The organism is Micromonospora sp. CA-248212, assembly GCF_050948405.1.
In the GTDB taxonomy this organism is placed as follows: domain Bacteria; phylum Actinomycetota; class Actinomycetes; order Mycobacteriales; family Micromonosporaceae; genus Micromonospora.
Genome location: NZ_CP192023.1, coordinates 3,966,348 through 3,986,428, shown reverse-complemented (window position 1 = coordinate 3,986,428; position 20,081 = coordinate 3,966,348). Strand labels below are relative to the sequence as shown.

The following is a 20,081-nucleotide window of genomic DNA, read 5'->3' as shown; positions in this document are numbered from 1 at the left end:
GACGAGATCCTGGCCGGGTGCGGATACAGATCGTGGTCTTCGACGGCTTCGACGAACTTGACGTGTTCGGTCCCTTCGAGGTGCTGGCGATGGCGGGATTCGCCGTCGAGCTGGTCGCGGTCGAGCGGCCAGGGCCGGTACGCAGCATGCGGGGGGTGACCCTGCACGTGCCGACGGTGCTCGGGCCGGCCGACGGCATCGTCGTACCGGGTGGGGGTTGGCTGAACCGGGCCGCCGCGGGGTCGTGGGCGCAGGCGCAGCACGGGGTGCTGCCTGCCCGACTGGCCGCGCTGGCACCCGCGACGCGCTGGCTGGCGTCGGTGTGCACGGGCAGCCTCCTGCTCGCCGCCGCCGGGCTGCTCACCGGACGGCGAGCGACCACCAACCGCAACGCGTACGAGGAGTTGCGGGCGTACGGGGTCACCGTCCTCGACGAGCGGGTGGTCGACGACGGGGACCGCATCACTGCGGGCGCGCTCTCCGCCGGGCTGGACCTGGCCCTGTGGATCACGGAACGCGAGGTGGACGTCACCACTGCCGACCGGGTCGCCGCGACGATCGAGTACCGGCGGGCGGCCGGACCCGTCGGTGGCAGAATGGTGGACGATGACTGACCATGTCCTGTCCGTTCTGGGCCGCGAGATCGACGCGTTCACCGGTGCCCTGGTCGAGGTGCCGCCACCGGAGTGGGAGCGGCCTTCGCGCTGCGACCCGTGGCGGGTACGCGACGTGGTGGGGCACGTCATCGTCGTACTCTCGCGGGTGCCGGACATGGTGGCGGCGCCCGCTCCCGGGCGGGCCGGGACCACGGCGGCGCAGTACTACCGCGCGGACGGGCGGTTCAGCGACGACACGAACGACGAGCGGGTACGGACGGCGCAGCGCCGCGCGGCCGACCCGGACGCGGCGACACTCGTGCGGGATCTCGCGGACACCGGGCGGGCCGTGGTCGAGGTGTGCCGCGACGAGCCCGCCGGCCGGGTGGTCCGGACCCGGCACGGCGACGCCATGCTGCTGTCGGACTTCCTGACCACCCGCCTCGTCGAGGTGGTCCTGCACGGCCTCGACGTCGCCGACGCGCTACCCCGCGAGCCGTGGCTCACCCCGGCCGCCACCGAACACCTGCTGCGCCTGCTCTTCGGCCCACAGTGGCGGGTCGCGGTCGACGCCACCGGAGACCCGATCACCCTCCTGCGCAGGGCGACCGGACGCGCCCCCGCCACCGCCAACGACCGCCGCGCCCTGGACCACCTGGGCCTGCGCCCCCTGACCCTGGGCTGACCCCCACCGGGCCTCCGCCCCGCAGGCCCACCCCCGCTCCGCTCCGCGATCTTGCACTTTCGGTGGCGACATAACCCATCCAAGGGCGCGAATCGTCGACACAAAGTGCAAGATCGCGGGCGAGGTGGCCGGGGCGATGGCGTACGGGGCGTCGAGCGGGTAGAAACGGGGTCAGAGAGCGCTCTCACTGTCGAGCGCGCCCATGGTCCGCCCAGTCGATAGGACGAACCACATGACGAGCCCGTCCCGACGTACCTTCACCCTTGCCCTGCTGGTGACCGCCGCCGTCACCGTGAGCGGCACCGCGGCCAGCGCCGGCCGCCCGACGCACAGCGCACCCGATTTCGGGCCGAACGTGACCATCTTCGACCCGTCCATGCCGGTCGGGGAGATCCAGCAGACCCTCGACGCCGCGCACGCCCGCCAGGTCGACAACGAGATGGGCACCGAGCGGCACGCGTACCTCTTCACGCCGGGCAGCTACGGCACGGCCGAGCAGCCGTTGCAGACGAAGGTCGGCTACTACACCGAGGTCGCCGGCCTCGGCGCGTCCCCGACCGACGTCGCCGTCAACGGCAAGATCGAGGTCTACAACCGTTGCCTCGCCGACGGCGGCACCGGCAACTGCCTCGCGCTTGTCAACTTCTGGCGCACCCTGTCGAACCTCTCGCTCACCGTCAACGCCGCCGGCCAGGACGGCTGCCGCTCGACGGCGAACTTCTGGGCGGTGTCCCAGGCGGTCTCGATGCGCCGGCTCAACATCACCGGCGGCGGATTGTCCCTGATGGACTACTGCACGGCCGGCCCGCAGTACGCCAGCGGCGGCTTCATCGCCGACTCCCGGCTGCCGGCCACCACCAACGGCTCGCAGCAGCAGTGGCTCACCCGCAACAGCGAGGTCGCCGGGTGGTCCAACGCGGTGTGGAACCAGGTGTTCGCGGGCGTCGAGGGCGCCCCGGACGACGCGACCTTCCCCGACCCGCCGTACACCACCCTCGACACGACCCCGGTAAGCCGGGAGAAGCCGTACCTGTTCGTGGACGCCAAAGGCCACTACAACGTGCGGGTGCCGGCGGCGCAGCGCGACAGCCGGGGCATCTCGTGGGCGAACGGCATGACCCCCGGACGGACCATCGGCATCGACGACTTCTTCATCGCGAAGCCGTCCGACCCGGTCCGATTGATCAACGCGCAGCTCGCGCGCGGCAAGCACCTGCTGCTCACCCCCGGCGTCTACGACATCGCCCGCAGCATCGAGATCCGGCGGGCCAACACGGTGGTGCTCGGCATCGGCCACGCCACCCTCACGGCCGTGAACGGCGCGGTCCCGCTGGACGTCGCCGGAGTGCCCGGTGTCATCGTCGCGGGCGTCACGATCGACGCCGGCACGGTCGAGTCGCCGGTGCTGCTGCGGGTGGGCCGGCAGCACGGCCACGACGCCAGCAGCGCGGCCAACCCCACCACGTTGTCCGACGTGTACTTCCGGGTCGGCGGCCCGCACATCGGCCGGACGAACACCGCGCTGGAGGTCAACAGCGACAACGTGCTCATCGACCACACCTGGGTGTGGCGCGGCGACCACGGCGTCGAGGGCTTCACCGAGGGCGTCAACGGTGACACCGACCGGTGGCGCACCAACACCGGTCGGTACGGCGCGGTCATCAACGGCGACCACGTGACCGCCACCGGGCTGTTCGTCGAGCACTTCCAGCGCTACAACACCGTCTGGAACGGCGAGCACGGCACCACGGTCCTCTACCAGAACGAGCTGCCGTACGACCCGCCGACGCAGGCCGACTGGATGAACGGCCCGGTCGAGGGCTACGCCGGCTACAAGGTCGGCGACCGGGTACGCCACCACGACCTCTACGGCGGCGGGGTGTACGTGTTCAACCAGAACAACCCGTCGATCCACACCGAGAACGGGTTCGAGGTGCCGAACCGGCCGGGTGTGCGGCTGCACCACATCATGACCGTCAACCTGAGCGCCGGCACGATCGACCACGTCGTCAACGGCGTCGGCGATGCGGCCGACATGACGAAGGTCGGCGTGCCGGTCTACCTCGCGCAGTACCCGGCTTCGTAGCGTCCCGACGGGGGCCGGAGCCGAGGCGCTTCCGGCCCCCGTCGGTGCGTCGCGGCAGGCCGAGGGTCGTTGTCAGGTCCGGGGCGAGCCCGCAGCCGGCCCGTAGTCCGGCAGCGGCGGGGTCCGGGGCTGTAGGCGACCTTCCACCCCCGCCAGGGCGCCAAGAACCGGCAGTCGGGCCATCGTGTTGCGCGCCCAGATGCCGGGGCGGCTTTTCGGGGCGAGCAGGCCGAGAAACAGGTTCGACTGATGCCGCTCCACCGTCTTGCGATAGCCCTGCTCGTACCGGTGAAACGCGACCCGATGATCCCCGGCGGCCGACGAGAGTTCTCCGGCGAGGCGGTAGGCGCCGACGAGCGACAGCGTCGCCCCGGCACCCGCCGCCGGTGACGCGCAGTGGGCGGCGTCTCCGGCGAGCGCCACCCGCCCCGACGACCACGACGGCATCCGCACCTGGCTCAGCGAATCGAAGTAGAAGTCGGGATCGGCCAGCGCTCCCGCCAGCAGCTCCGGTACGAGCCACGGAACATCCGTGAACGCCTCGGTGAGCAACCGCTTCTGCTGCTCGACGTCCCGGTGGTCGTACGTCAGGGGCCTGCTGCGGAACATGAAGTGGACCTTCGCGCCGGGATGGTTGCCGGAGCGGTAGATCGAGACGGCCCGGCCCGGAAGGTTGTAGAGCGTCACCCACCGCTTCTCGCCCAGCCCGGGGTCGGCCTCGGCGAATGCGAAGTGGTGGCCCAGGTGGGTGAGGAATCCCGACTCCGGGCCGAAGGCCAGACGCCGCACGGTGGAGTGGGTGCCGTCGGCGCCCACCACCAGGTCGAAGCGCCGGGTCGGCCCGCGCTCGAAGGTGACCGTGACTCCGTCGTCGTCCTGGTCCATCCGCCGGATGGAGTCGTCGAAGACGTACTCGACGTCGTTCCTCGTCGCCTCGTGGAGGATCGCGGCAAGGTCGCCCCGCATGATCTCGACATCGGCGTCGCCGGCTCGACGTTGGATGGCCCGCAGGTCGAGGCGCGCCACACTCCGGTTGGCCCCGTCCACGAACGACAGGCCGACGACGTCCGCCGCCGTCGCGCGGACCAGCGGCAGGATGCCCATCCGCTCGGCGACGTGTACGGCCTGCCCGCGTACGTCGACGCCGTTGCCGCCCTCGCGCAGCCGGGGCGCACGCTCGACCACGGTGGGAGAGAACCCGAACCGGGCCAACCAGAACGCGAGGGCCGGCCCGGCGATACTGGCGCCGGAGATGAGAATCCGCCGGTTCATCGGCTCCTGCTCTCTGGGCTGTGGAGGGGTACGCGGACGGGTTTGCGCCGTCCGGGCGGGTCTCGTAGGCTAAGTGAAATGCTCGTTCCACTTGACGATATGGAATGGACGTTTCAGATGTCAACCCCTTCCGAGAGCGGTGTGCCTCGACGTAGGACGGACGCCGTCCGCAACCGCCACCTCGTGCTGGAGGCGACCAAGGCGCTCCTCGCCGAGGGGGGCAACGCCATCACCGTCACCGTGATCTCGCGGCGGGCGGGCGTCGGTGCCGCCACAGTCGTTCGCACCTTCGGCAGCAAGGAGGCGCTCGTCGACGCCGCCGTGGCCGACCTGCTCGAACCGCTCATCCGACGAGGTCGGGCCGCGCTGTCCGAGCCGGACGCCGAGCAGGCTCTTCGCGGGTTCCTGGTCGAGGCGATGGCGTTCCAGTCCGCTCACTGGGTCATGGGCGAGCGGCTCGGGGTGATGGAGTTGCCCGCCACCGCCGCGCAGCGGGCGGCCCTCGACGGGGTCGGACTCGATCTGATCACCAGGGCCCGCGACGAGGGGGTGATCCGTACCGACCTCGACGTGGCTGTCGTCGCCGTGCTGATCAACGAGTTGACCTACGCGATCGCGCGGTCGGCGTCCGCCTCACAAAGTCTCTCCGAGGCCTATCTCGCGGTGATCCTGGACGGGCTCCGACCGCAGCCGGAGCAGCCCTGAACCCGGCTCCGGGTGGCCGCGCCGTCGCGCGCCCTCCGACCCTTCCGCCGGACTGACTCAAAATTTCATCGATCAGTCGTACTCTTGCGGGGTGGCATTCGATGCTGCCACGATGGCCGTCAATGCCTTCCGTCCCGAAGGAGTGGTCGTCATGGCGGTAACCCGCCGCAGGTTCGTCACGTCCGTGTTGGCGGGCTCCGCCCTCGCCGCCGCCTCCACCACGAAGCTCCTCGCCAGCCCCGCCCAGGCCGCCAGCCCTCCCGGCGACGTGGTCGGCAAGGTCACCGTCGGCTACCAGGGCTGGTTCAGCGCACCCGGCGACTCCGCGCCGATCGGCGGCTGGTGGCACTGGAGCCGCGACCGGTTCCAGCCGCCGTCGCCCAGCAACACCACAATCGTGTCCTGGCCGGACATGCGGGAGTACACGCGCAGCTATCCCACCGCGTACCCGAACCTGGGCAACGGATCGCCGGCCACCCTCTTCTCCTCCTACGACCAGCAGACCGTGGACACCCACTTCCGCTGGATGCAGGAGTACGGCTGCGACACCGCCGCCCTGCAACGCTTCAACCCGACGGGCGACGAGGGGCCGACCCGCGACGCCATGACGCTCAAGGTCCGCGCGGCGGCCGAGCGCTACAACCGCAAGTTCTACATCATGTACGACGTCACCGACTGGCTGACGATGCAGGCGGACATCAAGACCGACTGGCTGAACAAGATGTCGACGCACACCGCGTCCAGCGCGTACGCCCGCCAGAACGGCAAGCCGGTCGTCTGCATCTGGGGTTTCGGCTTCAGCGAGCCCAGCCGACCCTTCACCCCCGGGCCGTGCCTGGAGGTCATCAACTGGTTCAAGGCGCAGGGCTGCTACGTCATCGGCGGCGTGCCCACCTGGTGGCGGCAGGGAGTCGAGGACTCCCGCGCCGGCTTCCTCGACGTCTACCACGCCTTCAACGCGATCTCGCCGTGGATGGTCTACCGGACGGACACCCTCGAAGGCCTCGACTCGTACTACAACAACGTCAACATCGGCGACATGGCCGACTGCGCGGCGCGCGGCATCGACTACCTGCCCTGCGTGATGCCCGGCGACCTGGCCGGTGGGCACCGCCGCCACGGCGACTTCTACTGGCGGCACATCTACAACATGGTCCGGCTCGGCTCCCAGGGCCTCTACGTGTCCATGTTCGACGAGTACAACGAGGGCAACCAGATCGCCAAGACGTCCGAGACACAGGCGACCACCCCGGCCGGCGCGAACATCCGCGCCCTGGACGAGGACGGCGTCGCCTGCTCCGCCGACTACTACCTGCGGATCACCGCCGACGGCGGCCGGATGCTCAAGGGACAGCTCGCCCTCACCGCGACCCGACCCACCCCGCCCATGGTCGGCACCCCGCCCCCGACCAGCGGCGACCTTGCGGCCGGCCGATCCACCTCGGCCAGCAGCCAGAACGGCTCCTTCGTGGCCGCGAACGCGGTGGACTCGGACGCCGGCAGCTACTGGGAGAGCGGCGGCGGCTCCTTCCCGCACTGGTGGCAGGTCGACCTGGGCGCCAGCCAGCAGGTCAGCCGCCTCGTGGTGCGGCTCCCCGCCGGCTGGGGCGCACGTACCCAGACCATCACCGTGCAGGGCAGCGTCGACGGCAGCTCCTTCTCGACCATCGCCGGGGCCTCGGCGTTCGCCTTCGACCCGGCGACCGGCAACACCGTCAGCCGCACGCTGACGACCACCACGGCCCGCTACGTCCGGCTGAGCATCGCCGGCAACACCGGCTGGCCGGCGGGCCAGCTCGCCAAGGTCGAGGTGTACGGCGCCAGCAGCACCACGGACAACCCACCGACCGCCCCGAGCAATCTTGCGGTGACCGCCAAGACGTCGAGCAGCGTGTCCCTGGCCTGGACGGCGTCGACCGACGACAAGGGCGTCACGGGTTACCAGGTACGCCAGGGCGGCACGGTCGTCGCCACGGTCACGGGCACCACGGCGACCGTGAGCGGGCTCAGCGCGTCCACCTCGTACACCTTCACCGTCGTGGCGCGCGACGAGGCCGGCAACACCTCGACCGCGTCGAACGCCGTCACCGTGACGACCGACGCCGCCGCCAACTCTGACCTGGCCCGCGGCCGGTCCACCTCGGAGAGCAGCCACGTGCAGAGCTACGGCTCGGGCAACGTGGTCGACGGCGACGCCAACAGCTACTGGGAGAGCGCCAACAACGCCTTCCCCCAGTGGGTGCAGGTCGACCTGGGCGCTGCGCGCACGGTCGGACGGGTGGTGCTGAAGCTGCCGCCGTCGTCGGCGTGGGGTGCTCGGACGCAGACGGTTGCCGTCACGGGCAGTACGGACGGGTCGAGCTTCGGGACGCTGGTTGGTTCGGCGGGGCAGACCTTTGACCCTTCAACGGGCAACTCGGTGTCGTTGACGTTCGGTGCCGCGCAGGCTCGTTACGTGCGGATCACCGTTACCGGTAACACCGGCTGGACGGCCGGGCAGCTGGCGGCATTGGAGGTGTACGCGAGCTGACCGGACGTGGGGCGGCCGCCGGACGCCGACCGGCGGCCGCTCCTCCCGTCGAGCACCCAGAACCTAGCGGTGCTAGTCGATGTTTGGCACAAGCTCGGTGATGACAAATCGCGGTAGCTCAAGTTCGGCCGGTGGCGCGATTCTGAACGTCCCACCCCCCAACGCCTGCGGCGTCCATCCAGCGCCGAGGGCGAAGTGGACAAGATCGCGTACATCCTCGGCTGTCGGGTAGGGGTACGTCTCCCCGCTGTCGTGCACGTAGGTCTCGACGTACCCGGACTCAGAAGCAACGAAGGGCTGGCCGCTCGGCAAAGGTCAGTCGGCCTGGACCACTGCTAGGTCCGCGGATGGACCGGCTGGTAACGCTTCAACACCCTGACCATGCTCGCCCTGGCCGGTCTGACCGTCCTCACCGCCACCACCGCCCAGCAGTCGAACGTGTAGCCGTTAGCCCAGTAAGGTTCAAGGGCGTGATATCAACCGCTCAGCTGCGCCGCTTGACCAAGGTATATGGGAGGGAACTCCTCGCTTACTGCCTTAATGTTGACATTTCTGACATTGAGGAATGCGAGGCTGCTCCCGATCAGTTGCCTGAGGGTCACGCTTCAGTCCTGTTAATCGTTTTCGAAGAACTGACCAAGCTTAAGGTGCAAGCCGCGATTTCAGATAGCCCTCTGGAGCTTTTGATTCCCCACCTTGCTGCCCTGGATGAATTGGGCAGAAAGACGTCGATCTTCAATTTGTGGCGAGCTGCTTGCGGGGGGACGATTCCCGATTTCCGTACCGGAGACCCGGTCATCGACGTTATGGCCCCGGGCCTCACCTTTGTGTATCCGGCCACGCTTGCGATCCGTCATCTGACCGGGCAGCCGTCGCGGTTCACTCCGGCGCCCGACTTCCCATTCGACCCCGATCTATCGCAGCGCCTCGCCCGGGTGGTTCTCGAGGACGACGACCTCTCGAGGCTCTTTCCTGACCAAGGTAAAGACTTCTTCGACATCGTTAGTCCGGCTGCTACCAACACGGGAACCGCAGGCGGGCTGCAACTTGCCGTCATGAGTAGTGCAATATTCAAATGCGCGTACACGATGTTTCGCTTGCGTCAGCAAACCTCTGCGCCGGAGTTGCGGGATTCTCTGACCGAGACGTTGAGAATTCTCCGCTCAGTTGCCCGTGGCCAGGCCACTGCGGTTCCGGCTTGGATCGGTATCGGCAATATCCATTTGCCTGAAGATGACGTCGAGGTGCCATGGGGCAGCCTCCGTCGTTATCCGTTCCCGACTGAGCTAGAGGTGGTCCCGCCTGGTGCTAGGCCATCAATTACGGGCGACGAAGAGGGTAACCACATAACCCTTGGCGCAATTCTTGAGACAAGTTACCTGTATGAAATCGTAATTGGTAAGCCGAAGGCAGAAGTATCCGAAATAGTCTGGCCGGAGAGTATGGAAGCGGAGCAAGCCAAGATCGCAGAAATGCTAAGTCATACCTTCTTCGCGACAGCGCTCGCAAGCGAGAACAACCCGCCGGCGGCATGCGCGCATCTTTGGACGGCGATTGTCGACCCCTTTTCGTTCGGATGCCACATGTCTTACCGCACGGACGTGCTGGCGCCGGTGGGGCACTATCAGTTGTCTCCTTCGGAGGTCTCGGAACTTCGTGCGTGGGCGGAAAGGCTGAGATCTACGCCCGCCAACAAAGTTGAGATACCGCGCCGCCGGATACTCTCTGCGATTGCTGAGCGGGGAGATCCCGTCGACGGGTTCATCGATGCGGTGATCGCCTGGGAGAGCCTCTTTGCGGGAACCGATCAAGGCGAACTGTCGTTTCGTATCTGTGCTGCGATGGCAAAGTTGCTTTTTGACGGGCCGGCTGATCGATTGGCGGAACATAAGAGGCTGATAAGGCTATACACAAAACGTAGCAAAGTGCTTCACGGGGCTCAGAATATTACCGTTGCGGATGCAATCGAATCTCGAGACTATGCTATAAGGGTTGTTCTTGAGTGCGTCAGGAAGCTATACCTTCAGCACCCCGACCTTCTCCAAGATCCAGACAGGTCGAAGAAGATAATTATCGGTAGTTGAGGGCGCATCCCTCGCGAGAACACCCATCGAGGCAAACGTCCCAACTATCCACGACTGGAATTCCTCGGCAATTGCATCCTGGATTCGTCTGGCCCCTGCCGGAGGCAATGCTTTGAGCCTCGCCGGCAGCGATCGGATTGCTATGTAATCGCATCGACCACATCACGCGCCCAAGACGAAATCTGCACGCCTCCCTGCGGGACCGTTCGTGTGACCAGGTTTGCGAAACGGGCAACTGAAACTCGTGACGCGTAGGTCACCGCGCCTTCGCGGGGCTCAAGATCGCGGCGTTTCTAGGGCGTCAAGATGTTGGTCCGGGTTCTAGACTTGCCGCGTGGATCCGTCCTCCGGTTTAGCCGCCACAACATCACAGCGTTATCTGCAAGTTGCCCTACCTCGTCGCTGGCTTCATGTGCGGGCAGTAGCGGCGAGGGCGGAAGGGCTGGCGCACTTGGTAGGAGACGATACGGAGTTGCTGACGGCGGCGGCGTGGCTGCACGACATCGGCTACGCCCCAGGTATCGCCGATACGGGCTTCCACGCGCTCGACGGCGCACGTTGGCTTCAGCGCCATGGCTTTGGAGATCGCATCGCTGCGCTTGTCGCTCACCACTCCTGCGCCGTCCACGAAGCAGACGAGCGCGGCTTGGGGCAGGCTCTGGCCAGCGAGTTCCCGCGGGAAGAGACCGCTGTCTCAGATGCCCTCTGGTATGCGGACATGACGACCGGCCCGGACGGCCAGGACCTCACGGTGGACGAGAGGCTGGCGGAGATCCGGCAGCGCTACGGGCCAGACGACGTGGTGACGCGGTTCTGGCAGAAAGCTGAGCCGATGCTTCGGGAGGTCGTGGACAGGACCCAATGTCGCCTGTCAGCTCAGCCGATGTAGGGGACTGGACGCCGCTGGAATCCGTGGTCGACCCTGAGCCGCATCGAAGGGTGCATCGAAAGCCGGTCCAGTTGGTCACGGGCCACCCACACCACGGACGAGGACTCATCGCTGGTCGTCGGATCGCCGGAGAGGTACCGGGCGCGGAAGCAGATGGAGAACTGCTGCCGTACCTCGCCGTCGCTGTACTCCACCAGATGCCTGGGGTCGGAGTAGATCCCGACTAGCTCGGTCACCTCCACCTCGATGCCGGTCTCTTCGCGCGTCTCCCGCACGACCGTCTCGGCGATGGACTCGCCGAAGTCCTGAGCACCGCCCGGCAGCGCCCAGAGGCCGTTGTCGGTCCGCTGGATGAGCAGCACCCGGCCCTGGCGGTCCTGAACGAAGACAGTCACCGCTACGACGATCCTGTTCGGCTTAGGAGCGTTCGGGTTGTTGAAGTGCTCGATCCGTGCCATGCCTCCACCCTGTCAGTGTTCGGGCCACACAGCCCGCTTCTGCCCGAGTACGCGGTTGAAGCTCGCTACGTAGCTGTCGAAGAGGTCCCCGCCGCCAAGACGCCGCAGGTGAAGCACCGGTGAGTACGCGGCCGGCGTGCCGTAGAGATGAGTGTTGACCAGCATCTCGTCGTCGAAGCGGTAGATCGAGTTGTAGAGGATGGTGTCGTGGAAGTAGATCCCGACATTGTCCAGATCCCGAAGCTCTTTGTAGAAGGCCAACGCGTTCAGGATCTTGTTGGACATGGCTGCCCCGATGCCCTCGGCGTCTCCACGCTCGGCGATATGCACACCCTCCGGGTCGCCGAACAGCAACTCGACCTGCGCTCCTGCCAACGCCTTCTCGCGCAGGGTCGCGATCCAACGGTGGTTGAACTCGGGCAGGAACAGTCCTCCGTAGACCAGGACGCCAACCTGCCGGGTGGCTTGCTCCAGGAGCCGCTGCCAGAGGTCAGTGGGGACGGCTCCGCGACGCGGGTAGATGTGGACCAGTTCCGACTGGCTGATCTGCACGGCCCGCTGCGTCGGGACCGCATCCGGCCAGAGGTACGACTCGCTTTCGTCCAGTAGCTCGGCGATGGAGTGGCGATAGCGCGGGTACGGGATGCGAGCCTGGGTCACCCACCGCTCGACAGTCTTGGGGTCGACGCCGACTCTCTCGGCAAATGCCGATGCCGTCAGGCCCTTGTTGAGCATCCCGTTGCGAAGACGATCGTTCGGCATCGCGTCTCCTGCTGACTGGGCTTGGGACGGCTTCGGGGACGACTCACCCTAACAAGGACGTCCCCACTCGTCCGTGACTCGCGGTGAAGTTGTCATTACCAATTCGCGGAACCTGACTCCACAACACATGCCATCCAGATAGGACGCGACGAGCTAACGGGATCGCCGCGCCGATGGCCTGATGGAGGTGGCTATGCGCGGCGACGAGACGGCGAGCAAGGGTGAACAGGCTGAGGCGGCCGAGCGGGAGGCTGCCAAGCAGCGCATCCTGGCCCAGGCCGAGGCCGAACGCGTGCCCGTGGACGACACGACCCGTACGGTCCCGGACCGGCGGTGGCGGCGTGAGCAGCGATGACCTCCCCATCGGTCGACGGGTGGCCGGCTGGCGGGTGCGGCGCTCGATGACGCAGCAGATGCTTGCCGATCGCCTGCGCAGGTCAAAGAGCTGGGTCGACAAGATCGAGCGCGGCGTCCGCCCCCTGGACCGGTACTCGGTCATCCAGGAACTCTCCCGCGTCCTGCGGGTCGACCCGGAGGTGCTGCTCGGACAGCCTCCCAGCACCCCGACGAGCACCCCGACCGGCGTGGACGACATCCGGGCCGCGCTCGCCCGCTATGACACCCCGCCGACCTCACCACACCTGCACGAGCTGCGGCGTCAGGTCGGGCATGCCTGGTTGACGTACCAGCACGCGCACTACCCGCAGTTGGTGCGGGCGGTGCCGAGCCTGCTCGACGCCGCCCAGGGCGCGCGGTCGCCGGAGGTGCTGGTACAGGCGTACCGGATCACCGCGCTGCTGCTGATCAAACTCGGCGAGGCTGACCTCGCCTGGCTCGCCGCCGACCGGGCCATGGGCGCTGCCCAAGACGACCCAGTCCTGGCGGCAACAGCGGCAGTCGCGGTCGCCCAGGCCCTACGCGCGTCGGGCCGCGACCGACTCGCCCTGTCGGCGACCCTCACAGCGGCCAACCGAACTCTGCCACCGGCACTGCGCCCCGGTGATCAAGAGGTTTGCGGCACGTTTGGAGATCAAAGTCGACGCAAACCTCTTGATCACCGGGGACAGGGCGAGCACGCAGGGCCGGGCGACCGTCGTGGGTGGGCGGTGGGTGGGACCCTGCTGGTCCAGGCCGCCCTCGCGGCCGCCGGCTGCGGCGAGCACCGCCGGGCCACCGAGCTGATCGACCGGGCTGCGGGCACTGCCGCCAACCTCCGGGAGTACGACGAACCGCACTCCATCGGCTTCGGGACGGTCGCCGTAGAGATGGCGCGGGTGCTCGTCGCGGCGCAGCGGGGTGACGTCGACGGCGCACTGACACGGCATGTGAGCGTCGTTCGGCGGGAGGGGTGGCGGCGGTTGCCGGCCGAGTGTCGGGGTGCCTACCTGCTCGACGCCGCGCGGGTGTACCTGCATGCCGGTGACCTGCGTGGGGCGGCGCGGGCCCTGGTCGACGCGGACAGTGTCGCGCCGGCCGAGGTTCGGGGGCGGCCTCTGGCGCGTACTCTCATCGCCGAGGTTGCCCGTGCCAAGCCGGCGCCGGCGGGCGTGGCGCGGCTGGCGACGCTGGTTGGGCTTATTCGGCCGCCGGACGCCGACCGGCGGCCGCCACCCACCGCGCTCTCGTAGGCCGGCGCATGTGCTGGTCACCGATACGGATGCCTCACTGTGGAGCGGCCGCCCGTCACGCGGCGGTGAGACAACGCCAAGCCCAAAGACCTTCAGCGGTGCTCACTCTGCTGAGACTGCCTCTTCGACGTGCTCCACATCCTCATCATCAACGATGCCAACGCGGATGGCACAGCTACCCGATCCGGCTCAGCGCGTCTCGCTGTGGGGCGTGCTGAGCCTCGCGCAGGCCAGCACGGTCAGGGCGGCTCCGAGCAGCAGCGCCGCGACGGCGACGGCGGTCTCAACGTCGGGCCCGGTCTCGACCGCCACGGACACACTGACGCCCGGCTGGTGGAAGGCGTCGCTGCCGCGCGGCTCCGGCCGACTCCGCAAGGCATCGTCCACCGCGAGCCAGGCCACCGCGGCCAGCAGCGTGGCACCTATTACGGCGATCGGGCCGGTGCCATGGCGCCGGACCGCGCGGCTCACGACCCAGGCATACCCCCCGAGCACGAGCAACACCGCCACGGCCACATTGGTGAGCGAGCCGAGCAGGGCGGTCAGCCCCGACGTCAGGAGGGCAACGAATACCAGGGTGACCAGCGTGAGCACGCCCACGGCCGGCGCGGGCCGGCCGATCCGGCGCAGCCGATCCCGCGGCAACCGCCCGACAGCGACGCCGAAGCAGGCGCAGGCCAGGATCAGACAACTTGCCACCGCTAGCTGTCGCAGGAACTGCGTCCGCTGCCGTACCGGGTCGGTCACCAGCGCGATCAGCTCGCTCGCGCTCGGCGGAGCATCGCCGAATGACGAGGCCGCCCATCCCCACATCTGCACGAGACCCGCGAGGGTGAGGAGAAGCAGGCCACCCTGCAGCAGCAGACGTGTCGACCGAGGCACCGCGGGACCGGTCACCGCGGGGTGGACGGCAAGAACGCTCAGCACGACGACGACGCCGGCCCCGGTCGCCCAGGGGGATCCGAACAGCGCGCCCACGACGGCGAGCAGCGCGGCCCCGAGGAGCAGCAGAAGCTGCTTCGCTGAAGGCATCCGCACAGGGTATACAGGCGGATCCCAGACGTGGCACCCGCGGCTGGAACCGAGTCGATCTTCCGGAATGCCGGCACGCTGGCGTGTGGCAGGAACGGGCGGCACACGCCAGTGGCCCGCAACGTTGTCGACCCGGGCCACGGGCGTGCTCTCTGGTGTCGTCGCCGCCTGGCTTACGCCCAGACGACGGATCCGGACTGCGGCCGCCGAGGCGGCGGCACTGTCACCACCAGGGAGGACCGCCCCGTTCCTCACCGTAGGACTCCGGCAGTGCACCTGGTGGTGACGGTCTGGAGGGCGTCGAGGTCGTGGCGCAGGTGCGCCACGCGGGCTTCGGCCTCGGCGACCAGCGAGTCGGAGACCCGCGCCCAGTCCTGCGCCGACGGCTTCTCGGGTAAAGCCTGGAAGATGGTGGCGATCTCCCGAACTGTCAGCCCGACCCGCTGAGCGAGTCGGGCGAACCGGATGCGACAGGCCGCGTTCTCGTCGAACCGGCGCTGGTTTCCAGTGGTTCGGCGCGCTTGGATCAGACCTTGTTCTTCGTAGAAGCGCACCGCCGACGGAGCGACGTGGCTCGCGTGTGCAACGTCTTTGACGGTGAACACGAAAGATGTCGGGGCCTGCGGACTGACGGTCATGTCCCCAACATGCTGCAACACCCTCTTGACTTCAACAGTCCTTGAACCCCCAGCATCAGCCGTATGCAGATCCCAGGAAGCAGCGGTGCCCCGATGCAGGCCGACGCCAACCAGGTGGCCGCGTACTGGACGCGGTTGGCGTACGAATCCATCGTCCGGTTCACGCGCGACGAGCAGGCCAAGCGCGGCTTCACGCAGCCGCAGTTCTGGATCCTGCGCCACCTGTCTCCACACGACCTCGCGCCTCATGACGGCGCAGCCAGGACCATTTCCCAACTTCAGCAAGCCATGACCGAGTACATCCGCCCCGACGACGACCTCGCGAGCGAAGCCGAGGTGCTCCTCAGCCGCGGATGGATCCACGCAGATCAGGACGGACACCTACGACTCACCGACGCCGGCGAGGCGGCTCGTCTCCAGATGGGGCAGTCAGCTCCCGAGATTCGGTCGCTGATCCACCGAGGTATCGATGACGCGGACTACGTTGCGGCGCTGACGGTGCTGCAGAAACTCATCGCCAACACCACCCTGGTGCCAGAGGCGGAAGCCTGAGACTTGCGTGAGAAGTACTCGGGCCTGCCCTGGCCGTCGCGCCGGCTGAGGTTCGGGGGCGGCCTCTGGCGCGTACCCTCATCGCCGATGTTGCCCGTGCCAAGCCGGCGCCGGCCGGCGTGGCGCGGCTGGCGACGCTCGTTGGGCTTACCCGGTGACGGACTCGCGGCGGCGCACGTCGTCGGCGGGGTTGATGGTGCGGACCGGGTTCGGGACCGGGCCGCGTCGTCGCCACTCGCGCGGGTAGCCGAGTGAGACCTCCTCGAATCGGACGCCGTCGTAGAAGGTCGTGCGGGGGATGTGCAGGTGCCCGTAGACCATCGTGGACGCGCCGAAGCGCAGGTGCCAGTCGCGGGTGCGGACGGTGCCGCACCACTGGGCGAACTCGGGGAACCACAGGATGTCGGTGGGTTCGCGCACCAGCGGGTAGTGGTTGACCAGCACGGTCGGCAGGTCCGGGTCGCGTTCGGTGAGCCGGCGCTCGGTCTCGGTGACGCGGGCGTCGCACCAGGCCTCGCGGCTCGGGTACGGGTCGGGGTGCAGCAGCGCCTCGTCCGTGCAGACCACGCCGGCCGCGTACGCGATGTCCAGCGACTCCTGCTTGGTGCTCGCCTGGGGCACCCGGAACGTGTAGTCGTAGAGCACGAAGAGCGGGGCGATGGTGGCCGGGCCGCCCTCGCCGTCCCACACCGGGTACGGGTCCTCGGGCGTGACGACGCCCAGGCGTTGGCACATCGCCACCAGCTCGCGGTAGCGGGCTTCGCCGCGCAGGTGCTCGGGGTCGCCGGGCGGTGTCCACAGCTCGTGGTTGCCCGGTGCCCAGACGACCGTGGCGAATCGGCTGCTCAGCAGCTCGAGCGCCCACTCGATGTCGGCGAACCGGTCGGCCACGTCGCCGGCGACGAGCAGCCAGTCGCCGGGGTGGTCCGGGCGCAGGTCTTCGACGAAGGCGCGGTTCTCCGCGTAGCTGATGTGCAGGTCGCTGACGGCCCGCAGCCGGGGGGAAGCGCTCACGCCTTGAGGCTAGGCGGCGGTGGCCCGATCGGCACACTCCGATCCGCTCGTGTCCTCCTCCGCTCGCCGTGGGCTACCACGGGACGTGCCGGCTGGCCGGCATATCCGGTGACCCGGCGGGAAAGCGCGGGGCGTCCGAGAGCCCGAAACCGGAGCAGGAGACGAAACATGCCTTTCATCACCGTGGGGACGGAAAACTCCGCACCCATCGACCTGTACTACGAGGACCACGGTTCCGGTAAGCCCGTGGTGCTGATCCACGGCTTCCCGTTCAATGGTGCGACCTGGGAGAAGGAGACCAGGGCGCTGCTGAACGCCGGATACCGGACGATCACCTACGACCGCCGCGGTTACGGAAACTCGGCGCAGCCGGCGTTCGGGTACGACTACAACACGTTCGCGGCGGATCTCGACGTGCTGATGACCGAGCTGGACCTCAGCGACGTCACCCTCGTGGGGCACTCGATGGGCACCGGCGAGGTGATTCGCTACCTTGGCAACTACGGCTCTCGACGGGTGAGCCGGGCCGTGGTGCTCAGCCCGCTGCAACCGATGCTGGCCAAGGCGGACGACAACCCCGAGGGCGTCGACCGCAAGCTCTTCAAGGGCTTCCAGGACGCCATCATCAAGGACCGCTTCGCCTACCTGACGTCCTTCTGCGACGCGTTCTTCAACCCGGACCAGAACATGGGCAAGCGGGTCAGCGAAGAGGCGTACCGGGCGCACTGGCAGATCGGTGCGATGGCCTCCGGCAAGGCCACCCACGACAGTGTGGACTCCTGGCAGGAGGACTTCCGCCAGGACCTGCCGAAGATCGACATTCCGGTGTTGATCGTGCAGGGTGATCAGGACCGGGTGCTGCCGTACCCGGTGACCGGTCAGCGGCTCGGCCCGATGATGCCGACCGGCACGCTCGTCACGCTCAAGGGCGCGCCGCACGGTATCCCGTGGACGCACGCCGACGAGGTCAACAAGGCGATCATGGACTTCATGAAGCAGCCCGCGAAGGCGCGCGCCTGACCCGTACCGGTAGCCGATCGGACGCCAGCGCCGTAACGGCGCTGCGGCACCCGGCCCCAGGGTTTCGCACCGGGGCCGGGTGTCGGCGTCGGTCACGCCCGGATCAGCGTCACCAGCCCCGCCGCCACCAGCACGCCGGCCCAGAGTCGGTCGACGTTGAACCACGCCTTGCGGAGCACCCCCACCCCGAGCACCTCGTAGACCAGCACCGCCACGACCAGGGCGGTGCCGAACATCGCCACGGTGTGCACGCCCGCCGCGGCCAACCCGGGCAGCGCGCCCACCGGCGCGGCGGCCAGATGCCCGGAATGGCCCCCGGACACCGGCTCGGCCACCAGCACCGGCAGCAGCATCAGCCCCGCGCCGTGCGCCGACGACATGAGGAACGACCAGCCGGCGAGCTGTGCCGCCGACAGGCGCATGCCCGCCCAGCGGAAGTGCCGCTCGGAGAGCAGCCGCCACAGTCCGAAGCCGACCAGCAGCACCCCGCCGACCACCGCCAGGACGGTGCTCGCCGTCACCGAGCGGGTCGCCGTGACCAGGGCGGCGACGATCCCCACCGAGGCCAGGTGCCCGGCCGCGATCGGTGGCAGGGCCCCCAGCAGCGCCGAACGGCTGCGCTCCTGAAGGCCCCGCGCCACCGCGAACAGCCAGCCCATCGCCGGGTTCAGGCCGTGGAACGCGCCGAGCGCGGCGAGCGTCACCAGGGTGGCGACGGTCACGGGAAACAGTACGAGTCGGAGGACGCGTCCCCGCCCTGTAGGCGCGTCTGGTGCACGCGCAGCCCCCGGAACTCGTCCCCGTGCGGAAAGAACCGCTCGTCCGGGGCGAGCCCGCCGGCTTCGACGTCCACGTCGAGCTTGGCGAGCCACGCGCCCACCCCGTCGGGGTAGAACTGGTCGTCCCACGCGCCGTAGAGGGAGTTGCTGACGTAGACCCGCCGGCCGTCCCGGCTGACCTCCACCATCTGCGGGCCGCCCGCGAGGGCCTCGTCCGGGGCGGACGGGTGGGCGGTACGACGGACGATGCCGCCCAGGTGCACCGAGCCGGTCTGCACCGGGTGCAGCGGGTCGCTGACGTCGTACTGGCGTAGCTCGCCGGTGCCCCAGCACGACACGTAGAGGAACCGGTCGTCGACGGACAGGTCGATGTCGGTCACCAGTGGCGGCACCGCGCCGAACGGCTTGAGCAGGTCGGGCAGGTCCGCCGGGTCGGCCGGCTCGGCCGGGATGTCGATCACCTTGGTGACCGCCCAGGCGTCCCCGTCGCGGTGCCACAGCCACACCGAGGCGGACAGGTCCTCGACGCTGATCACCACCCCCACGAACCCGTACGACTTCGTCGGATCGTGCGCCGGGCGCAGCTCCAGCGGCATCTGGTACTGATCGCCCAGGTCGACCCGCTGCACGTGCCGGCGCTTGGCGAGATCCCAGAAGTGGATGGCGTGACCGTAGCGGCGGCCCAGCAGCAGCTCCCCGATGATGCCGTCCTCGATCATCGACGGGGTGCCCCACTCGCTGGTGACCAGCACGTCCTGGTTGAGGTGCCACCACACGTCGTATGCGAGGAACTGCGGCCCCCGGTCGGCCTCCCACGCCCCGCGTACCTCGAAGGTGGTGTGGTCGAGGATCGCGACGCCACCCGGACCCTCCTCGCCGTCCGCGCCGCCGAGCGCGGACAGGTAGATGCCGTCCGGGCCACAGTGCACCGTGTGCGGCCGGGAGTAGCCGGCCCGTTTCGCCAGCTCCTCCGGGCCGATCACCTTGACCACCTGCGGCTGGCGGGGATCGGGTTGGGTGTCGATCACGTGGATACGCGAGGAGCGCAGGCCCGGCACGATCAGGTAGCGCCGCTCCACGTGCGGGTGCGGGGCGGTCGGGCAGAGCGCGCTGCTGCACGCGTTCCAGCCGAAGTGGTGCAGCTCGTCGCCGAGGTGCGGCAGGTCGGTCCAGCCGACGACCCGGCCGTAGTCGGGGGAGTCCGGGTCCGTGTCGAGCACCACGATGGCGTCCGGGCGGCTCGCCGTACGGTCGAAGGCCGCCACGTAGGCGAGCTTCTCGGCCGGCGCGGTGGCCGCCTCGCGGGGTGACGGGTAGAAGGTGGGGTCGGGCGTCCAGCGGGTCATCGCAT

At 68.6% G+C, this 20,081-nt stretch carries 19 protein-coding genes; 11 read left to right on the top strand and 8 right to left on the bottom strand.

The window, feature by feature from the left end; genetic code table 11:
* The first annotated feature begins 17 nt into the window (after window positions 1-17).
* The 3 genes from ACQP03_RS19130 (at window position 18) to ACQP03_RS19120 (ending at window position 3,367) form a co-directional block, all read left to right on the top strand.
* Window positions 18-614 (top strand): DJ-1/PfpI family protein, encoded by a 597-nt coding sequence (locus ACQP03_RS19130; RefSeq protein WP_357117580.1) that lies wholly within the window; start codon window positions 18-20, stop codon window positions 612-614.
* A complete protein-coding gene (locus ACQP03_RS19125) occupies window positions 607-1,281 on the top strand; it encodes a maleylpyruvate isomerase N-terminal domain-containing protein (RefSeq protein WP_357117583.1) in 675 nt (224 codons plus the stop codon). The genes ACQP03_RS19130 and ACQP03_RS19125 overlap by 8 nt, the downstream gene beginning before the upstream one ends.
* Window positions 1,282-1,513: 232 nt before the next feature.
* Complete coding sequence (locus ACQP03_RS19120; protein WP_357169509.1) at window positions 1,514-3,367, top strand: adenylyl cyclase; 1,854 nt, start codon at window positions 1,514-1,516, stop codon at window positions 3,365-3,367.
* Window positions 3,368-3,439: 72 nt separating this feature from the next.
* Here the strand turns inward: ACQP03_RS19120 and ACQP03_RS19115 are convergent, their stop codons facing one another.
* A complete protein-coding gene (locus ACQP03_RS19115; protein WP_433457765.1) occupies window positions 3,440-4,639 on the bottom strand; it encodes an FAD-dependent monooxygenase in 1,200 nt (399 codons plus the stop codon).
* Window positions 4,640-4,756: 117 nt separating this feature from the next.
* Between ACQP03_RS19115 and ACQP03_RS19110 the strand changes: the two genes are divergently transcribed.
* The 4 genes from ACQP03_RS19110 (at window position 4,757) to ACQP03_RS19095 (ending at window position 10,847) form a co-directional block, all read left to right on the top strand.
* A complete protein-coding gene (locus ACQP03_RS19110) occupies window positions 4,757-5,344 on the top strand; it encodes a TetR/AcrR family transcriptional regulator (RefSeq protein WP_357169515.1) in 588 nt (195 codons plus the stop codon).
* A gap of 151 nt (window positions 5,345-5,495) precedes the next feature.
* Complete coding sequence (locus tag ACQP03_RS19105) at window positions 5,496-7,874, top strand: galactose-binding domain-containing protein (protein WP_433457763.1); 2,379 nt, start codon at window positions 5,496-5,498, stop codon at window positions 7,872-7,874.
* A 470-nt stretch (window positions 7,875-8,344) separates the two neighbouring features.
* Complete coding sequence (locus tag ACQP03_RS19100) at window positions 8,345-9,958, top strand: hypothetical protein (RefSeq protein ID WP_433457761.1); 1,614 nt, start codon at window positions 8,345-8,347, stop codon at window positions 9,956-9,958.
* A gap of 334 nt (window positions 9,959-10,292) precedes the next feature.
* Window positions 10,293-10,847: an HD domain-containing protein gene (locus tag ACQP03_RS19095; protein WP_433457759.1), complete on the top strand. Its 555-nt coding sequence runs from the start codon at window positions 10,293-10,295 to the stop codon at window positions 10,845-10,847.
* Here the strand turns inward: ACQP03_RS19095 and ACQP03_RS19090 are convergent.
* The gene (locus tag ACQP03_RS19090) at window positions 10,835-11,305 is read right to left on the bottom strand and encodes an NUDIX hydrolase (RefSeq protein ID WP_433457757.1); all 471 of its coding nucleotides are present in this window, start codon (window positions 11,303-11,305) and stop codon (window positions 10,835-10,837) included. The two genes, ACQP03_RS19095 and ACQP03_RS19090, sit on opposite strands and share 13 nt — an antisense overlap.
* Window positions 11,306-11,317: 12 nt before the next feature.
* Window positions 11,318-12,067, bottom strand: a complete 750-nt coding sequence (locus ACQP03_RS19085) for a helix-turn-helix domain-containing protein (RefSeq protein WP_433457755.1) — start codon at window positions 12,065-12,067, stop codon at window positions 11,318-11,320.
* A 193-nt stretch (window positions 12,068-12,260) separates the two neighbouring features.
* On the opposite strand from ACQP03_RS19085, the gene ACQP03_RS19080 reads away from it, so the two are divergent.
* Together ACQP03_RS19080 and ACQP03_RS19075 are read left to right on the top strand one after the other, a co-directional pair.
* Window positions 12,261-12,422 carry a hypothetical protein gene (locus ACQP03_RS19080; RefSeq protein ID WP_433457753.1) on the top strand — a complete coding sequence of 54 codons (162 nt, stop codon included), beginning with the start codon at window positions 12,261-12,263 and terminating at the stop codon, window positions 12,420-12,422.
* The gene (locus ACQP03_RS19075; RefSeq protein WP_433457751.1) at window positions 12,409-13,695 is read left to right on the top strand and encodes a helix-turn-helix domain-containing protein; all 1,287 of its coding nucleotides are present in this window, start codon (window positions 12,409-12,411) and stop codon (window positions 13,693-13,695) included. Before ACQP03_RS19080 ends, ACQP03_RS19075 begins: the two co-directional genes overlap by 14 nt.
* Window positions 13,696-13,884: 189 nt before the next feature.
* Here the strand turns inward: ACQP03_RS19075 and ACQP03_RS19070 are convergent, their stop codons facing one another.
* Window positions 13,885-14,727 (bottom strand): hypothetical protein, encoded by an 843-nt coding sequence (locus ACQP03_RS19070; RefSeq protein WP_433457749.1) that lies wholly within the window; start codon window positions 14,725-14,727, stop codon window positions 13,885-13,887.
* 251 nt (window positions 14,728-14,978) lie between these two features.
* Complete coding sequence (locus ACQP03_RS19065) at window positions 14,979-15,365, bottom strand: MerR family transcriptional regulator (RefSeq protein ID WP_357117631.1); 387 nt, start codon at window positions 15,363-15,365, stop codon at window positions 14,979-14,981.
* A 93-nt stretch (window positions 15,366-15,458) separates the two neighbouring features.
* Between ACQP03_RS19065 and ACQP03_RS19060 the strand changes: the two genes are divergently transcribed.
* Window positions 15,459-15,917, top strand: a complete 459-nt coding sequence (locus tag ACQP03_RS19060; RefSeq protein ID WP_433457746.1) for a MarR family transcriptional regulator — start codon at window positions 15,459-15,461, stop codon at window positions 15,915-15,917.
* Window positions 15,918-16,064: 147 nt separating this feature from the next.
* On the opposite strand, the gene ACQP03_RS19055 is transcribed toward ACQP03_RS19060, so the two are convergent.
* Complete coding sequence (locus ACQP03_RS19055; protein ID WP_433457744.1) at window positions 16,065-16,931, bottom strand: metallophosphoesterase family protein; 867 nt, start codon at window positions 16,929-16,931, stop codon at window positions 16,065-16,067.
* Window positions 16,932-17,099: 168 nt separating this feature from the next.
* Here ACQP03_RS19055 and ACQP03_RS19050 point away from each other — a divergent pair, with 168 nt between their 5' ends.
* Window positions 17,100-17,951 (top strand): alpha/beta fold hydrolase, encoded by an 852-nt coding sequence (locus tag ACQP03_RS19050; protein WP_396832950.1) that lies wholly within the window; start codon window positions 17,100-17,102, stop codon window positions 17,949-17,951.
* Window positions 17,952-18,043: 92 nt separating this feature from the next.
* Here the strand turns inward: ACQP03_RS19050 and ACQP03_RS19045 are convergent, their stop codons facing one another.
* Both ACQP03_RS19045 and ACQP03_RS19040 read right to left on the bottom strand, forming a co-directional pair.
* Window positions 18,044-18,673, bottom strand: coding sequence for a hypothetical protein (locus ACQP03_RS19045; RefSeq protein ID WP_357394722.1), 630 nt, complete (start codon window positions 18,671-18,673; stop codon window positions 18,044-18,046).
* Entirely contained in the window at window positions 18,670-20,076 is a 1,407-nt protein-coding gene (locus ACQP03_RS19040) for a selenium-binding family protein (protein ID WP_357394720.1), read from the bottom strand. Before ACQP03_RS19040 ends, ACQP03_RS19045 begins: the two co-directional genes overlap by 4 nt.
* Window positions 20,077-20,081: the final 5 nt, after the last annotated feature.

Bases quoted from the DNA above. Each gene is read 5' to 3' on its own strand.
- ACQP03_RS19125 (WP_357117583.1), top strand. From the start codon at position 607: ATGACTGACCATGTCCTGTCCGTTCTGGGCCGCGAGATCGACGCGTTC.
- ACQP03_RS19120 (WP_357169509.1), top strand. From the start codon at position 1,514: ATGACGAGCCCGTCCCGACGTACCTTCACCCTTGCCCTGCTGGTGACC.
- ACQP03_RS19115 (WP_433457765.1), bottom strand. From the start codon at position 4,639: ATGAACCGGCGGATTCTCATCTCCGGCGCCAGTATCGCCGGGCCGGCC.
- ACQP03_RS19110 (WP_357169515.1), top strand. From the start codon at position 4,757: ATGTCAACCCCTTCCGAGAGCGGTGTGCCTCGACGTAGGACGGACGCC.
- ACQP03_RS19105 (WP_433457763.1), top strand. From the start codon at position 5,496: ATGGCGGTAACCCGCCGCAGGTTCGTCACGTCCGTGTTGGCGGGCTCC.
- ACQP03_RS19090 (WP_433457757.1), bottom strand. From the start codon at position 11,305: ATGGCACGGATCGAGCACTTCAACAACCCGAACGCTCCTAAGCCGAAC.
- ACQP03_RS19085 (WP_433457755.1), bottom strand. From the start codon at position 12,067: ATGCCGAACGATCGTCTTCGCAACGGGATGCTCAACAAGGGCCTGACG.
- ACQP03_RS19080 (WP_433457753.1), top strand. From the start codon at position 12,261: ATGCGCGGCGACGAGACGGCGAGCAAGGGTGAACAGGCTGAGGCGGCC.
- ACQP03_RS19070 (WP_433457749.1), bottom strand. From the start codon at position 14,727: ATGCCTTCAGCGAAGCAGCTTCTGCTGCTCCTCGGGGCCGCGCTGCTC.
- ACQP03_RS19065 (WP_357117631.1), bottom strand. From the start codon at position 15,365: ATGACCGTCAGTCCGCAGGCCCCGACATCTTTCGTGTTCACCGTCAAA.
- ACQP03_RS19060 (WP_433457746.1), top strand. From the start codon at position 15,459: ATGCAGGCCGACGCCAACCAGGTGGCCGCGTACTGGACGCGGTTGGCG.
- ACQP03_RS19050 (WP_396832950.1), top strand. From the start codon at position 17,100: ATGCCTTTCATCACCGTGGGGACGGAAAACTCCGCACCCATCGACCTG.
- ACQP03_RS19040 (WP_357394720.1), bottom strand. From the start codon at position 20,076: ATGACCCGCTGGACGCCCGACCCCACCTTCTACCCGTCACCCCGCGAG.